Below are 15170 nucleotides of genomic sequence, written 5' to 3'. Positions count from 1 at the left end.
ATTTTCGACCGGGCCTGTTGAGTAAAAAAATGGCATCTAATCAATCCATTCCTTTCTTTTTTAGTTGATATATTAGATGCGGAGAGTTGCTAGATTGATTGGACGTTCCGGAGTTCCTCTTTATCATAAGAGACGCTGATCCAGACCGGAATCGGCGATGAGATGGATGAGAAGAAGGTGGAAAGTGTAAGGATGCGCCCTAGTTGGGCTCCCTCCTCAAACGCTGACTCTCATCCTTTGGACTTACAGACAAGGATCCGCCTACACCAAGCCCTCCGTACGGGGGGCTTTTCGCATGATACCTGCTGAAGTTTAAAAGGAAGTGCACTTTCCCAAAATGAGAAGGGAAGGTGGGGGTTCCATGAAGAATCGACGGCATCGAAAGGGCCGAACAAGGAAAAACGGCTGTCCACCCAATGGCGGAAACGGAGCATCCGCATCGCGCCGTCTTCACCTGGATCTTGCACAAAACCGCCGCGTTTTGCAAAGGATCTATTCGGATGCACAGGATATCGTCTTTCGTTCTTTTTTAATCGGGGGCGAACGCGAAGCTCAATTGATCTATCTGGACGGTATGACCGACATTCGCGGGATCGAAGAGTATGTGCTGAAGCCCTTGATGCGTCATATTCCTCAAGGATTGGAAGAGATCCGTCATTTAATTATGGAAGAGATTCCGGTTTCTTCGGTCAAGCTGATCGGAACCTTTGACGAATGCACAGAGGAAATCTCGCTGGGAAATCCGGTCTTGCTGGTGGATGGATCCAATCAGGCAGTGATGCTGAAACTGAGCCAATGGGAAAAACGCCCCATCGAAGAGCCCAAAACGGAACCGTCCATCCGAGGATCACAAGAAGGATTTTCCGAGTCATTACAGACCAACACGACCCTTATCCGTCGAAAGATCCGTAGCACGAAACTGAAAGTAACCAGGTTGGTTCTGGGGCGTTACACCCAGACACGCATCCATGTCATCTATATCGACGGGATCGCCGATCCCGGCCTGGTAGCGGAGGTGCAGAAGAGGCTCCGCGGAGTGGAGATCGACGGAGTGCTGGAGAGCGGTTATCTGGAAGAGATGATTGAGGATGCTCCCTGGTCCCCGTTTCCCCAGATAAAATCGACGGAACGGGCGGATGTGATCGTGGGGAACCTGTTGGAGGGGCAGGTGGCGATCTTGGTGGACGGTACCAAAGATGCGCTGGTGGTTCCCACTACTCTGACGTCTCTTTTGCAAGCCACCGATGATTATTTTTATCGGTCACTCTACAGCAGCAGCATCCGGCTGTTGCGTTACAGTTCTTTATTTTTGGCCCTGGTGTTGCCGGGGGTATATGTGGCGCTCCTCAATTTTCACCAGGAAATGATTCCGCCCGGTCTGTTGATCAGCATGGCATCCGCCCATGAAGAAGTGCCGTTTCCGACACTGATTGAGACACTGCTGATGCAATTGGCGTTTGAATTGCTGCGGGAGGCGGGGCTGCGCCTTCCCCGCCAGGTGGGCTCCGCTGTCACCATCGTCGGGGCGCTGGTGGTGGGACAAGCGGCGGTGTCTGCCGGATTCGTATCGGCTCCGGTGGTGATTGTCATCGCCCTGACGGGAATCGCTTCTTTTACGGCTCCCCATTATAGCTTGGAGTGGGCGATTCGGATTCTCCGGATTGTCATGATTCTCTTAGGGGGAGGGATGGGAATGCTTGGGATTATGTTTGGATTGATTGCCATCGCCATTCACTTGTGTGGCCTGCGGTCCTTTGGGGTGCCTTACTTGTCTCCGATCGCGCCGATCCAAGCGGGAGATTGGAAAGACACATGGTACCGTAATCACTGGTGGAAGATGGATACCCGTCCCCATCTGACAGGGAAACGGAACCGGCGCCGTCAACCGATGGGCCAACGCCCGCATCCTCCCAGGAAAGGAGATGAGTGATGGGAAAGGAGCGGATATCGGCACAGCAAATGGGATTGATGATATATACCACGGTGGTGTTCAGCGCGATACTGGATATTCCCAGCATTACCGGACAGGTCGCGGGCAAGGATCTGTGGCTGTCGCCCTTATGGGCTTCCTTTGTTGGATTGGTTATGCTGCAAGTGATGTTTTGGCTGGATCGCCGTTTTCCCGGTGAAACCATCGTCCAATACAGTGGGCAGGTGGTGGGAACCATTCTGGGAAAGGCACTGTCCGCCGTTCTGCTGTTTTACTTCTTGCATGTGAACAGTTTGATTTTGCGCGGATATGGCGAATTTTTGGTCGGTGTGTTTCTGGAACATACTCCCGCGGTTTTCATCATGGGGGTAATGACCGCCCTTGTCGGGTATGCCGTCCGATCCGGAGTGGAAGTGATCGGGCGTTTGGCGCAGTTGTTCATCCCCTTTACCTTGCTGATCTGGGCAGGGCTCTTGTTTTTGACGGCTTCCGATTGGGACGTTCGTCACGTTCAGCCGGTTTTTGAAAACGGGATCGGTCCGTCCGTGAGGGGAGCCTTGGTTCCGGCAGGTTGGTTTGCCGATTTCATCTTGCTTTCCTTTCTGCTTCCCTTTGTGTCCAACCGGAAGGATGGAAAGAGATGGGGGATGCTGGCTTGGTTCTCCATCCTGATGACGATGGCGGCGACTAACCTCGTGGCTCTGTTCTTGTTTGGGGAGATGGTGGCCACGTTCAATTATCCGTTTATTGAAGTGGTTCGCTACATCGATATCGGCGAGTTTTTTCAGCACATCGACGCTTTATTGCTGGCTGTCTGGGTGGTGGGGTCGTTTGTCCAGATCACGGTTTTTCATTTCGGTGTGGTGTTGGGGACCGCCCAATGGTTCGGATTGGATGAGTACCGTTTTCTGGCTCTGCCAGTAGGGGTGTTATTGGTCTTGTTCGCCGAGTGGGTGGCTCCCACCCTTCAGGAATTGAACCAATTCCTCGGCAGTACAGCTGTTGTTTGGAATGGCTTTATTCTGATGATTCCCTTAGGGATAGGATTGCTTGCTTGGATTGGAAACAGAGGAGAACGCGGTAAGGGTGTAAACGGATTTTACGATGGATAGGGAGGGAGAAGTTTGCTTGGAAAACGCCTTGTCATCATTGGGGTGGTGGCAGCCCTGTTGACCGGTTGTTGGGACCAGACGGAAGTGGACGAAATCGCCATCATCCGAGCATTGGGTTTGGATCAAACGGAGGAAGGGTTGCTTCAACTGTCGGTACAGGTGGTGACACCGACTCCCATGACAGGGGAAGGGATGGAGGGATCTCAGCAGGGGGGTGGCATAAGAGAGGACACGGTGAGGACCGTTACCGGGATCACCCTCGCCGATGCCATCGCAAACTTGCAACAGCAGTTGCCCCGAAAGGTCTTTTGGGGACAGACGGATATCCTGCTGTTGGGGGAGGAGTTGGCACGGAAAGACATCCGTGATCATTTGGATTTCTTTTCCAGGGAAGCGGATACCCGTTTGGGAATGAAGCCCTTGGTTTGCAAAGGGAAAGCCCGGGAGATCCTCGAAATGAAGAGCGATCTGGAAACCACCTCTGCGGCAGCCCTGCAGAAAGAAGCGCAGTTTTCCCGAAAACGGAATATCACCATGAACAATGTGCTGCAATCGATGGGAAGCGAGGCGGAAGCGGCCGCGATGCCTTTGGTAGAAAAAGTGGGTCCAAATACGTTGGAGTTGAGCGGATATGCCATTTTCAAACAGGGGCGATTAATCGGGACGGCTCAGTCTGATGAGGCGAAAGGAATCGAGTGGCTACTCGACCAGGCCTTGCACAGCATTGTCACGGTGAATGGGCCGGGAGGAAAAGGAAAAGTGTCGCTGGATATCCTGAAATCGCAAACGGAGATGGAGCCGCGGATTGAAAACGGTCGATGGTATATGCGCGTAAAGGTCGGAACGGAGGATGACGTGGTGCAAAACGGAGCCGGTCTGGATTTATCGAATCCCCGGTTGACCCATGAGATTTCACAAAGGGCGGAAAATGTAGTGAAGGGGGAAATCCGGCAGGCATTGCGATTGGTGCAAAAGGAGATGCAGACCGATATATTCGGTTTTGGGGAGGCGTTTCGGCGCAAGTATCCCCGGGAGTGGGCCGATGTAAGGACACAATGGGACAAGAAATTTGCTCAGGTGGACGTAGAGATCGATGCAATGGTAAAAGTGGAACGGACCGGACTGAATACGTCGCAGCCCGGCTTGCCCAAACGGAAGGTGATCCAAGAATGAAGACGTTGACCGTAATCGCGGTATCCGCGTTATTGGTGTTGATTGCGGCAGTGGAATGGTCAACGGTTTCCGCGCTTTCCAAAAAGGAGAAGGTGGTTTTTTTGTTGGTGATGGGAATCGGATGGATGCTGTCCGTTAGTTTTTTGCTCTTTCCGGGCATGCCGGGGCCCACCTGGTGGATTGAGGCCGTGTTCGGCTCGTTGGGACATCTGTTGGAATGACAGGGTCTGTCGCCACACAACCGACAAAAAAGAGCCTCTCAACTGCTGGCATTCGTGCGTGTTTTTGGTACAATGAGACCGGGTGTATGGTTGCCCGGAGTGTTCGAAACTCCCTCCACTCCTTAAATAAAACTAGGGACGTATGACCCAAGTGGATGGTACTTACCCCCAGGGCGCGTTCCGTGCCGTGGTTTTTTTCGCTGGGAGGAAAAAAGGATGGGTGGAAAAAGCGTACGATGCAACTGACGCGTTTGAGCTTGGATGACCGTTGGTTTATTCTGCTGACGGGATGTTTTTCGGGAATGTTGATAATCGCCAATGTATTGGCGGTAAAGATTATCCAGATTCCGCTGGGAAACGGGGCGCTGTTTTTCCCTGCTGCCGTCTTGGTATACGCTCTCACCTTCGCGATCACGGATGCGGTTTCGGAGATTTGGGGCCGGGAGCGGACGCAGTGGCTGGTATTGGTCGGCTTTATCACCTCCTTGTTGGCTGCGGTGATGGTTCAGCTGGCGATCGCGTTTCCTTCGGCTCCCTTTTGGCAGGGGCAAGAGGCGTATGCGGCAGTGTTGGGGAGCAACCTGCGTGTCACGGTGGCGGGACTGGCCGCTTATTTGATCAGCCAGTATCATGATATATGGGCCTTTCAGTTTTGGAAACGGCTTACGGGTGCCCGTCATTTATGGTTACGTAACAATCTGTCGACGGCGGTTTCGCAGCTGTTGGATACGGCGGTGTTTATCACCCTCGCCTTTTATGGGTCCGTTCCGGATCTTTGGGGGATGATTCTGGCTCAGTATGTGGTAAAACTGATCATCGCTGCGTTTGACACCCCGTTGGTCTATGGTTTGGTTTGGCTGATCCGGCGCGGTTGCGGCATGGGAGAACCCCTTCCTGCCGACCGTACTATCAAAGGAGGAATCGAGCATGGCTGAAGTAAAAGTGGATCACAGTAAATATCAGAATATCCGGTTTGACATCCAGGACGAATCGGCGATTATGACCGACATCTTAGAAACGATCCCGTATGAATACCCGGGTAAGGATGTGGAAGTGGAAATTCCCACGTCAGAATTTACCTCGGTCTGTCCGTGGTCGGGGCTTCCCGATTTTGCGGAGATCACGATCTCCTTTGTCCCGGACCGTGATCTGATTGAGATGAAATCGCTGAAATATTACCTGACGTCTTACCGTAATGTGGGCATCTACCAGGAACATGCCACACGCCGCATCCTGGAAGAGTTGGTGGCGGCGGCAAAACCGAAGCGGATGAAAGTGGAAGCCCTGTGGAACCCCCGTGGCGGTTTGGGTACCCGGGTGGTGGCAGAGTGGACGGGGGAATAAGGGAATCATTCCAATAGAATCGGACGGAGCCTGTTGACATGGATCATGTCACAGGTTTTTTTGTGTGATAGTGTGAAGAAGTATCCATTTTCGTCATTGATTCAGGAGAGCGACCGGGGTATGATTCAATGATATCGTCCAATGGGCGGGTACCGATCAGATCATGACCGAGCTCCGAAAGAATAGGGATGGGGGAAACCATCAGTGCATCGGAATACCAAACAACATTGGATATTCAGTACATTTTTCTTTTTGATCTTTTTTGGATTCGGGGGTTTCTTCCCTTTATTAAGCGTCTATTTCCGGGAGGAAGTGGGACTGACGGGAACGCAGATCGGGACGATTTTGTCCGTTGGTCCCATTGTAATGGTGTTTGCCCAGCCGGTTTGGGGGATTATCTGCGACTACACGCAGCGCTCCAATCAAGTGCTGATCCTGACCGTCGCCGTTACCGGCCTCCTCGGCCTGGGCTATCTGGTGTTGGAGGAGTATGTTTGGCTGTTGGTGCTGGCGGCGACATTGGCAGCCTTTCAAGCGTCGGTCATCCCGATTTCGGACAATATCGCCATTAACTTTGTCCATCGGACAGGAGGCGATTATGGAAACCTTCGCTTATGGGGGGCGCTTGGGTTCGCCGTGGCGGCGTTTATCATGGGGGAGCTGTCGGATCGCTTCGGTTTGATCGTTATATTTTTCGGCTTCGCCGCTTCTCTGTGGCTGTCCGCATGGGTGGGACTGGCCTTGCCCAAGGAACGGATCGCGTTTGACATTGACTTGCGGGCAGGCTTGCGTCAATTAATGAAACTGCCTCCGTTCGGCTTGTTCCTGTTGGCGACGTTTCTGGTGTTTGGCCCCATTCACGCCAACAACGTCTATTTCGGTCTGCTGGTGCAGGACTTAGGCGGCACCTTGGCCGGGGTGGGGTTGGGTTTTCTCCTGGCGGCGGGGAGTGAAGTACCGTTTATGAAGTTTGCCGGAAGATGGATTCGCCAGCGGGGGTTATTAACCGTAACCATCTTTGCCGCTGGCGTTTCCGGGCTGCGCTGGCTGCTGTATGCGTGGGAGCCGTCATTGCTGCTAGTCTACTTGAGCACCATCGCTCAAGGAATGTCAGTGGGACTGTTTATTCCCGCAGCTTTGGAATACGTCCGGACCATCTCTCCCAAAGAGGTGCAGGCGACGGCCATTTCCCTGTATGCCGCGATGGGGGTGGGATTGGGAAACTGGTTCTTCTCCCTGGTAGGAGGAATTATTCTGGATCGCTTCGATATTTTTGTGACGTATCTGCTGTTCGGGGTGATGACGTTGGTCGGAGTCTGCATTCTTCTGGGGTTAAGGCGGATGGAAAAACGGCTGATATGAGGAATCGGTTTTATTTACCGTGAAGAAGGGATATCCCATGCCGTCGGACGGCGGGATATCCTTTTCTTACAGGCTGATTTATATGATTGCTTAACTGGCCGTTTGAATCATCACTTCTGATCATTCAATCGTATCGGAAGTCAGAGGAGCAAGTATCGACGAGTATTGTGTAGTTTAGAAAGTACACCGTGATCGACCATCACGCTGTTGTTTCAAAAGCGTTTTTCCGTTTCTCCAACAAGGGGAGGAGATCGAGTAAGCTTTGCAGGGTAACGGTAGGAGGGGTGAGATGCTGCGGCCACAGGGACAGGCCTTTGAGCCAAGCCGTTTGCATACCGGCTGCTGCGGCTCCCTGGATGTCGTTGACAGGATGGTCTCCCACAAAAAGGCAGAATTCAGGCGGAACGCCCATCCGGCGTGCCGCTTGGATGAACAGCTCCGGATCCGGCTTTTTTCGGCCCTCTTCTTCGGAGACGAAGACTGCGTCAAAAAGCGGAAGAATCCCTAAGGCCTCGGCGTTTTTCTTTTGAAAGACGGTTTCACCGTTTGTCACGAGGGCGAGTCGCATTTCGTTTGTTTTTAACCGATGCAGGATATGGCGAGCGTGGGGCATCGCGATGCAAAATCGATGAAAGTGATTTCGATATTCATTCCATAGCACATCAACGGTGTATTCGTTCAAATGGAAATGATCGATCAAACGGCTATAGACGACATCCTTGCCGACGTAGCCGGAGCGGTCCCACTCGATGAAGCGATCGCACCACTCCTGTAAGGAAACCCCTTTTTGGGCGAGGTGGTGTTCGGCGTGCTGGTGGCGGATAAACCGGAGCAAAGATGCACTGCGGTAAAGCAACGTTTCGTCCAAATCAAATCCAATGGCGCGGATCATGGCACCGCCTCCTTTACGGGGAACCATTCGGGAACGGAGGTCGATTTCCCTGCCGCTAGCCAATCGATTGCACTTCCGGCCCTATCCCAATGGTTGACAGAAAAGATGAAAAAATTTACAATCATTTCGAATTTAAACAGGACCAGGAGGCTGCGATGGATTCGAAACGGTTGGGACAACTGCGAAAAAAGCAGTTTGTGTACAGTAATGGAATGGTATTCGGGTTATTTATCACCTATTTGTTGCTGATAGGGGCTTTGCCCTCGTTCGAAACCGTGATGTTGTTGGTGGCCGGGAGCTTGGCTGTCATGGGAATCACGGGGTTTGTCAAGCAGGCTCCGGTGAACGCTCTATGGGTGTTTCCATCGATGAGAGAGCTGTTTCACTATGAACAGGAGAAAATGGGCCCCGAATGGCGAAAATATCATCGCGTCAACGCCGCGGGTCAAGTGATTGTCAGTCTGATCTTCATGTTGCAAACGCTTCTGTTCTCCCCTGTTGGTACGGTTTCGTTTCTATGGGACGGAAGAGTAATCGCAATCCTGTTTCTGTTCCTGTTTGTCGTGGTGAATGTCAGCATGTATTTCCATGTACGGAAAGTGGATCGAAGCACCCGGAGGGGTTGCGAGGGTTTACGAAACAGACCACCTTGTTTGCCATCGTGTTGGGGACGGTGCTGGGTGTGGGGGTAGCCTTGATTTTGTGGGCTGTTGTTCTTTTTGAGTGAGGGGAGTGTTTATCATCAATCGAAAAGCAACCTTTTTCATTTTGTTCGTTTTACTAGCCTGTATTGTTTTCGTATGGCAGCAAATGGACAGGGAATATTCCTATGAAGAACCTCCACCGAGCATGGTTGAATACGAAGGGGAAACTTACATTTCAGAGGATGTTTATTTTCAAACCAACGGTCATCCAGTAGCGCATTTGCAAGATACCGGCAATAAAGCCGGAGATGATTCCGGGCCGTTAGCGAATGGCAGGATTCTCGAACATAAAAAAACCGGTGACTTGTATATTGAAGACAAAAGAACCGATCCAGTTCGGTGGATTTTGTACAAAAAAAGGAAATGATGAAGAGGGTAAGGTTTAGTTGGTAGAGGAGCAGCATATGATTAGAGCCCTGTCTGGTAATTTATTTTTCCGTGAGAAAAAGGGAGGGTTGGTATGGCTGGCGAAGAGCCTTTGCACTCATAGAGTACAAGTCTCGCCCGGGTCGCTTTGCTCCCGGTCTCGCTATGCGCTTTTTGCAACGAAACGAAGACAGCCATACCAACCGGGGATCTCGCCCTACGGTTATCAGACACGACCTAATAAAAGGTGGATTAAGTGAGAAAAAGAGCAAGGGTACGATCGTCCCCATGCTCTTTTTTTGCCCTCTTTTCAAGAGATGCAATCATTTCGCCGACGCGTATGGCATTCCGATAAGAGAAGCACCTGTTTGACCCGGGCGATTACGGGCAAGCCGGCACGTGGAATCCACAATGCGTTGCTCTAAAAGAAGGGCTGTGAAACCGATGGAAACAAATGGAGAAAAGGAAGGGGAATTTTTTTCTCAGACCAGGAGGAAAAAAGAGAGTCCATCACGAATAGAAATAAAATGCAAACGCTTTCTCAATGGTTGCAAACAGCAGTTCTTCTTTTTTTTCAACTTTGTGTGCAAACGGTTGCACCAAAAATGTGAAGGGGGTTAAACGTGATGAAGAAGAAGTGGAGTGCATGGTTGTCTGTTCCGCTGGTGCTGGCACTGGTGTTGACTGCCTGCGGTCCCCAGGACGATGCCAAGGAGACCGGCGGGGGCGGTACGGAGGAAAGGCCGGAAGAGCTGGTAATCTGGGAGAATGATGAAGACATCCAGGTGAAACACACCCAAAAGATGGCCAAAAAGTTTGAGGAAGAAACCGGCATCAAGGTAAAAGTGGTCGCATTCAAACAGGACGACCAACAGCAGAAACTAAGCCTGGACGGCCCCGCAGGAAAAGGAGCGGATCTGGTTACCTGGCCGCACGATAACAATGGTGAAGCGGTGTTGAAGGGGCTGATCCAGCCGTTGGATGTGGATGAGGAAGTAACCTCCGCCTTTACCGAGCCCTCCATCCAAGCCATGAGTGTGGATGGTGAACTCTATGGCCTTCCACGGGTAACGGAAAATGTGGCCTTGTTTTACAACAAAGATATTCTGGCTGAAGCACCGGAAAGCTACGAGGACTTAGTGGCGTTTGCCAAGGATTTCACCGACCCCAAGAAGAAACAATACGGATTCCTGTTTGAAGGGGAAAACTTCTACTTTAACTACTTCCTGTTTGACACGATGGGCGGATATATCTTTAAGGATGATGGCAACGGAACCGACACCGAGGATATCGGACTGAACAGCGACGGCGCCGTTAAAGGGATGGAAAAGCTGAAGGAATTGTATGACGCCAAACTGATTCCGGTCAACTTGAAGGCGGATAACCTAAACGGCTTATTCAAGGAAGGAAAAGTGGGTGCGGTTATCAGCGGTCCCTGGGCAGTTCGTGATTACCAGGCAGCGGGAGTCGACTTCGGTGTGGTTCCCATGCCGACGGTGGACGGAAAACAGCCGAACACGTTTGCCGGGGTGAAAGGTCTCTATCTCTCCTCTTACAGTGAGCATCCCTACTGGGCGACGGAGCTGATGAAATTCTTAACCAGCAAGGATGCCCTGAAGGAGCGTTTTGAAGATACCGGTGAAATCCCTCCGGTAAAAGAACTGCTGGAAGATCCGGTCATTAAGGATGATAAGATCGTTTCCGCCTTTGCCCAGCAATCCGAGCACACCGTTCCCATGCCGAACGTGCCGGAAATGCACCAGGTGTGGGAGCCGATGAATCATGCCGCCACCTTTGTCGCCCAAGGCAAGCAGTCTCCCCAAAAAGCCCTGGACAGCGCGGTGAAGCTGATCAACGACAAGATTAAAGCTCAGCAACAATAACCGGTTCGGGCGGCGGCAGGGATGGACTCCCGCGCCGTCCGTTCCTATTGATTTCCGCCGTTGAAAGGAGATCGGAATCATGGAACCCCATAGACAACCCGCAACGATTCGGAAGAGAAAATGGAACGCAACGAAGACGGCAGTCCTTCTTTCCGTTCTCTCCATGGGATTGGGGCAATGGTATAACCGTCAGTGGATCAAGGGATCGCTGTTCCTGATCCTGCAATTTTCATATGTCGTCGTTTTTTATGACATCTTCAACATGGGATTGTGGGGGATCGTCACCCTGGGAGAAAAGCCGTTCCGGGACAATTCCATCCTATTGATGGCAGAAGGCTTGATTGCAATATTCTTAATCCTTTTTGGCCTGCTGTTTTACGGTCTCAATATCCGCGATGCATATCAAGTGGGACGTCTGCGGGAGCAAGGACTGCGTTCGCCGGGAATCTGGGCTTCTTTTCGAGCTGTGACGGACAAGGGATTTCCTTATTTGATTCTATTCCCTTCGTTCTTGTTTCTGGTGTTTGTGGTGATTTATCCCCTTCTGTTTATGATGTTGATCGCCTTTACCAACTATGATCTCTACCATTCGCCGCCTGCTAAGCTGGTGGACTGGGTGGGTGTTGACAACTTTACGGCTCTGTTCCAACTGGACCTATGGAGAAACTCGTTTGTGAACGTTTTTTCCTGGACGGTGGTTTGGACATTGGTGGCCACCACGGTACAATTCGCCCTGGGGTTGATTTTGGCGGTGCTGATCAATCAAAAGCGGGTGCGGGGAAAGCGTTTTTTCCGAACGGTTCTGATCCTGCCCTGGGCGGTTCCGCCGTTTATCACTATTATCACATGGGCGGCGCTGTTCAATGATGATTTCGGGTTTATCAATCAGATGCTGTCTACCTTGGGAATCGGAGCGATCCCTTGGCTGACGGATGCTTTCTGGACGAAAGCGGCGCTCTTGTTGATCCAGTTCTGGCTGGGCTTTCCCTTTAACATGGCGTTGTGCACCGGAGTATTGCAGAGCATCTCCTCGGAGATGTATGAAGCGGCGGAAGTGGACGGAGCCTCCGCTTTCGATCAGTTTCGCTCCATCACGCTTCCCATGGTTCTTTACGCGACGGCTCCGCTTTTAATCGTTCAGTATGCGGGTAACTTCAATAATTTTAACGTCATCTATCTCTTCAACCAAGGAGGTCCGGCCGTGCCGGAGTCAACGGCGGGCGGCAGTGATATTTTGATATCCTGGGTGTATAAGTTGATGTTTGATATTTCCAAGTTCAACTATGCGGCTGCTATTTCCATCATCATCGCCATCATCGTGATGAGCCTGGCTGCCTATCAATTCACCCGGACCCGTTCCTTCAAAGAGGAGGACATGATTCAATGACACACCGCATGAAATCCAATATCGGCTTGATATTGACCTACGCCATCCTCATGGTGATGGTGGTGGTCACGCTGTTTCCCATCGTCTGGACGATCGGGGCCTCTCTCAATCCGGGAACGAGCCTTTTTTCCACCCAGCTGATTCCGGAGAAGGCCTCTTTTACCCAATATCAATATTTGTTGACGGATCCAAACAGCCAGTATTTAACCTGGTATAAAAACTCGTTGAAAATCTCCTTTTACACAGCGGTCTTCTCGGTGCTGTTGACTTCCATCACTGCCTATGCGTTTTCCCGCTTTCAGTTTATCGGGAGGCGTTACACCCTGATGGCCTTTCTGGTGTTGCAAATGTTTCCCTCGTTGATGGCGATGGTCGCCTTTTACGTCTTGCTCAACATGGTCGGTTTGTTGGACAGTCACTGGGGCTTGATTCTGATCTATCTCGGTGGACAGATTCCTTTTAACGCTTGGTTGATGAAAGGGTATATGGACACCATTCCCCGGGGGTTGGATGAGGCGGCCCGGATCGACGGCGCCAACCATTTGACCGTCTTCTTCCGGATTATCCTGCCCTTGTGCACGCCCATCATCGCCGTGGTGTTCCTGTTTAATTTCATGGCTCCGATGATGGACTTCCTGTTGCCGCAAATCGTGCTGACCAGCCCGGAGAACAAAACCTTGGCCGTGGGATTGTTTGACATGATCCGTGACCGTTTTGGTCAGAACTATACCCGTTTTGCAGCAGGCTCGGTGATGGTCGCCCTGCCGATCGCCGCTGTTTATCTGGCATTGCAGCGCTACTTCATCTCCGGTTTAACTTCCGGCGCAACCAAAGGATAGGGAAGGGGCGTTATTCATCCATGTTGTTGGAAGCGATTGAACACCGCCCGGAGGGGGCGATGGCCCATCCTCTGGACGTAAGCTCCCTGAAAGTGCGAATCCGCGTCAAGAAAGGGGATGCGGAAGCGGTCGGGCTGTTTCACGGAGACCGGTACCAGCCGGAAGAGCAGGATCAGCCGATGACGTTGGAAAAGGTAGCTTGTGACGGGCGCTTTGATTGGTGGGAGGGAGTCATTCCCACCGAAACCCGGCGCGTGCGTTATGTTTTTTGGCTGGAGAAGGGCGGAAAACGCTGGTGGTACGGAGAAAAGGCGGTGGTGGAAAAGCGTTCGGATGCCGGGGCGTTTCAGTTTGCCTATATCTGCGACGGCGATCGGTTCGATGTGCCTGAGTGGGCTCAGGACGCCGTGGTTTATCAAATTTTTCCCGAGCGCTTTGCCAATGGAGATCCCGATAACGATCCGGAAGGAACCCTGCCATGGAATCCGGCATCCCGGCCGAAGCCGGACAGTTTCTACGGCGGCGATTTGGCCGGCGTCATCCAAAAGATGCCGTATCTTCGTGATCTGGGGATCACCGCCATTTATCTGACTCCGATCTTTTTATCCCCGTCCAACCATAAGTACAATACGGACGACTACTATCAGGTGGATCCCCATTTTGGAGAGTTAGAGACGGTGAAGGAGATGGTTCATACCGCTCATGCCCACGGGATCCGGGTGATTTTTGACGCGGTGTTCAACCATTCCGGTGCCGGTTTTTTCGCTTATCGGGATGTGTTGGAAAAGGGAGAGGACTCTCCGTATCGGGATTGGTTTCGGATCGATTCCTTTCCTGTTGCGACAAAGCCTGAGCCCAACTATGAAACCTTTGCCAATGGCGTGGCCGACATGCCCAAACTGATGACCCACCGGCCGGCGGTGCGGGAATACCTGTTGAAGGTGGCGGAGTATTGGACCCGGGAGGCGGGGATCGACGGTTGGCGGCTGGATGTGGCCAACGAGGTGGATTTCGCTTTTTGGCGGGCATTCCGTCAGCGGGTGCGCGCCATCCACCCCGAAGCGCTCATCGTCGGCGAAGTTTGGCACGATGCGGGCCCCTGGCTGCGGGGGGACCAGTTTGACTCGGTGATGAATTATTTGTTTCGAGAAGCGGTCTGCGCTTTTTTTGCGGAACGATCCATCGATGCCAAAACCTTTGACGCCCGGCTGGCGGCAGCTCGCATGCGCTATCCGGACCAGGCGAATGCCGCCATGTTTAATCTGTTGGGCTCCCACGACACCGAGCGATTCCTCACCTTGTGCGGAGGCGACCGGCGGCGGATGCGGATGGCGGTGCTGTTTCAGCTGACGTATTGGGGAATTCCCATGATCTATTACGGGGACGAGGTGGGCATGGAAGGAGGCCCCGACCCCGACTGCCGCCGTCCGATGGCATGGGATCCCGTCGATCAGGATCGGGATCTGTGGGAATGGCATCGGATGCTGCTCAGTCTGCGGCGGGAGCTGGCCCCTTTGCGCCGCGGGCAGATTCGCACGTGGGTAGTGGAACCGGATAAGGGCATATACGGCTTCCTGCGCCGACAAGGGATGGAGACGGTCGGAGTGGTGCTCAATAACGGAATCCGCCGCCGTCGATTGATCCTGGAGGCACCCGATTGGGAAGACGGCACACATGTGCGGGAACGGTTAAGCGATTCCCGTATCCAAGTGAAAAAAAGGCGGATTCGATTCACTTTGTCTCCAGGTGAGAGCGCCATTTTCACCCAGGACTAGAAGATTGGAGAGGCTGGTTTATCTTTAATTGCCCGATTTTGTGCAACCGGTTGCGCAAATGAGGAGATTCCCATTACAATAGATCATGATGACGCGGTTTGGTTTTTATACTTGGTTGTTCAAATCGCCGCCTCCTTGCTTGCACTTTTTACAACGAAAAACGGCCACACCCGCTGGATTCG

General features: G+C 52.2%; 14 protein-coding genes. 13 read left to right on the top strand and 1 reads right to left on the bottom strand.

Features of this window, described 5'->3' with window-relative positions:
* Positions 1–361 precede the first annotated feature (361 nt).
* The 7 genes from JOE21_RS04720 (at position 362) to JOE21_RS04690 (ending at position 7142) form a co-directional block, all read left to right on the top strand.
* On the top strand, positions 362–1930 hold the full coding sequence (locus tag JOE21_RS04720) for a spore germination protein (protein ID WP_309863023.1): 1569 nt from the start codon (positions 362–364) through the stop codon (positions 1928–1930).
* A complete protein-coding gene (locus JOE21_RS04715; RefSeq protein WP_309863019.1) occupies positions 1930–3042 on the top strand; it encodes a GerAB/ArcD/ProY family transporter in 1113 nt (370 codons plus the stop codon). Before JOE21_RS04720 ends, JOE21_RS04715 begins: the two co-directional genes overlap by 1 nt.
* 12 nt (positions 3043–3054) lie before the next feature.
* The gene (locus tag JOE21_RS04710; RefSeq protein WP_309863016.1) at positions 3055–4215 is read left to right on the top strand and encodes a Ger(x)C family spore germination protein; all 1161 of its coding nucleotides are present in this window, start codon (positions 3055–3057) and stop codon (positions 4213–4215) included.
* On the top strand, positions 4212–4436 hold the full coding sequence (locus tag JOE21_RS04705) for a hypothetical protein (protein ID WP_309863013.1): 225 nt from the start codon (positions 4212–4214) through the stop codon (positions 4434–4436). The genes JOE21_RS04710 and JOE21_RS04705 overlap by 4 nt, the downstream gene beginning before the upstream one ends.
* A gap of 236 nt (positions 4437–4672) precedes the next feature.
* Positions 4673–5371: a queuosine precursor transporter gene (locus JOE21_RS04700; RefSeq protein WP_309863010.1), complete on the top strand. Its 699-nt coding sequence runs from the start codon at positions 4673–4675 to the stop codon at positions 5369–5371.
* Positions 5364–5780, top strand: a complete 417-nt coding sequence (gene queF, locus JOE21_RS04695; RefSeq protein WP_309863008.1) for a preQ(1) synthase — start codon at positions 5364–5366, stop codon at positions 5778–5780. Before JOE21_RS04700 ends, queF begins: the two co-directional genes overlap by 8 nt.
* Positions 5781–5984: 204 nt before the next feature.
* Positions 5985–7142 (top strand): MFS transporter, encoded by a 1158-nt coding sequence (locus JOE21_RS04690; RefSeq protein WP_309863005.1) that lies wholly within the window; start codon positions 5985–5987, stop codon positions 7140–7142.
* A gap of 199 nt (positions 7143–7341) precedes the next feature.
* Here JOE21_RS04690 and JOE21_RS04685 read toward each other — a convergent pair whose 3' ends face one another.
* Entirely contained in the window at positions 7342–8034 is a 693-nt protein-coding gene (locus JOE21_RS04685) for an HAD family hydrolase (protein WP_309863002.1), read from the bottom strand.
* 155 nt (positions 8035–8189) lie between these two features.
* Here JOE21_RS04685 and JOE21_RS04680 point away from each other — a divergent pair, with 155 nt between their 5' ends.
* From JOE21_RS04680 to JOE21_RS04655, 6 genes are all read left to right on the top strand, one after another.
* Positions 8190–8726, top strand: coding sequence for a hypothetical protein (locus tag JOE21_RS04680; protein ID WP_309863000.1), 537 nt, complete (start codon positions 8190–8192; stop codon positions 8724–8726).
* Between the two features lie 40 nt (positions 8727–8766).
* The gene (locus JOE21_RS04675; RefSeq protein ID WP_309862998.1) at positions 8767–9105 is read left to right on the top strand and encodes a hypothetical protein; all 339 of its coding nucleotides are present in this window, start codon (positions 8767–8769) and stop codon (positions 9103–9105) included.
* A gap of 625 nt (positions 9106–9730) precedes the next feature.
* Positions 9731–10987 (top strand): extracellular solute-binding protein, encoded by a 1257-nt coding sequence (locus JOE21_RS04670; RefSeq protein WP_309862996.1) that lies wholly within the window; start codon positions 9731–9733, stop codon positions 10985–10987.
* 79 nt (positions 10988–11066) lie between these two features.
* Positions 11067–12374, top strand: a complete 1308-nt coding sequence (locus JOE21_RS04665) for a carbohydrate ABC transporter permease (RefSeq protein ID WP_309862994.1) — start codon at positions 11067–11069, stop codon at positions 12372–12374.
* Positions 12371–13213 carry a sugar ABC transporter permease gene (locus tag JOE21_RS04660; protein ID WP_309862993.1) on the top strand — a complete coding sequence of 281 codons (843 nt, stop codon included), beginning with the start codon at positions 12371–12373 and terminating at the stop codon, positions 13211–13213. Before JOE21_RS04665 ends, JOE21_RS04660 begins: the two co-directional genes overlap by 4 nt.
* 20 nt (positions 13214–13233) lie before the next feature.
* Positions 13234–14988 carry a glycoside hydrolase family 13 protein gene (locus JOE21_RS04655; RefSeq protein WP_309862991.1) on the top strand — a complete coding sequence of 585 codons (1755 nt, stop codon included), beginning with the start codon at positions 13234–13236 and terminating at the stop codon, positions 14986–14988.
* Positions 14989–15170: the final 182 nt, after the last annotated feature.

Source organism: Desmospora profundinema (assembly GCF_031454155.1).
Lineage (GTDB): Bacteria > Bacillota > Bacilli > Thermoactinomycetales > DSM-45169 > Desmospora > Desmospora profundinema.
Note: the sequence above shows the minus strand (reverse complement) of the source record. Positions and strands in the feature narration are given on the sequence as shown.

Coding starts and splice junctions, on each gene's coding strand:
- JOE21_RS04680 (WP_309863000.1), top strand. CDS start 8,190: ATGGATTCGAAACGGTTGGGACAACTGCGAAAAAAGCAGTTTGTGTAC.
- JOE21_RS04655 (WP_309862991.1), top strand. CDS start 13,234: ATGTTGTTGGAAGCGATTGAACACCGCCCGGAGGGGGCGATGGCCCAT.
- JOE21_RS04685 (WP_309863002.1), bottom strand. CDS start 8,034: ATGATCCGCGCCATTGGATTTGATTTGGACGAAACGTTGCTTTACCGC.
- JOE21_RS04705 (WP_309863013.1), top strand. CDS start 4,212: ATGAAGACGTTGACCGTAATCGCGGTATCCGCGTTATTGGTGTTGATT.
- JOE21_RS04700 (WP_309863010.1), top strand. CDS start 4,673: ATGCAACTGACGCGTTTGAGCTTGGATGACCGTTGGTTTATTCTGCTG.
- JOE21_RS04720 (WP_309863023.1), top strand. CDS start 362: ATGAAGAATCGACGGCATCGAAAGGGCCGAACAAGGAAAAACGGCTGT.
- JOE21_RS04665 (WP_309862994.1), top strand. CDS start 11,067: ATGGAACCCCATAGACAACCCGCAACGATTCGGAAGAGAAAATGGAAC.
- queF (WP_309863008.1), top strand. CDS start 5,364: ATGGCTGAAGTAAAAGTGGATCACAGTAAATATCAGAATATCCGGTTT.
- JOE21_RS04660 (WP_309862993.1), top strand. CDS start 12,371: ATGACACACCGCATGAAATCCAATATCGGCTTGATATTGACCTACGCC.
- JOE21_RS04715 (WP_309863019.1), top strand. CDS start 1,930: ATGGGAAAGGAGCGGATATCGGCACAGCAAATGGGATTGATGATATAT.
- JOE21_RS04670 (WP_309862996.1), top strand. CDS start 9,731: ATGAAGAAGAAGTGGAGTGCATGGTTGTCTGTTCCGCTGGTGCTGGCA.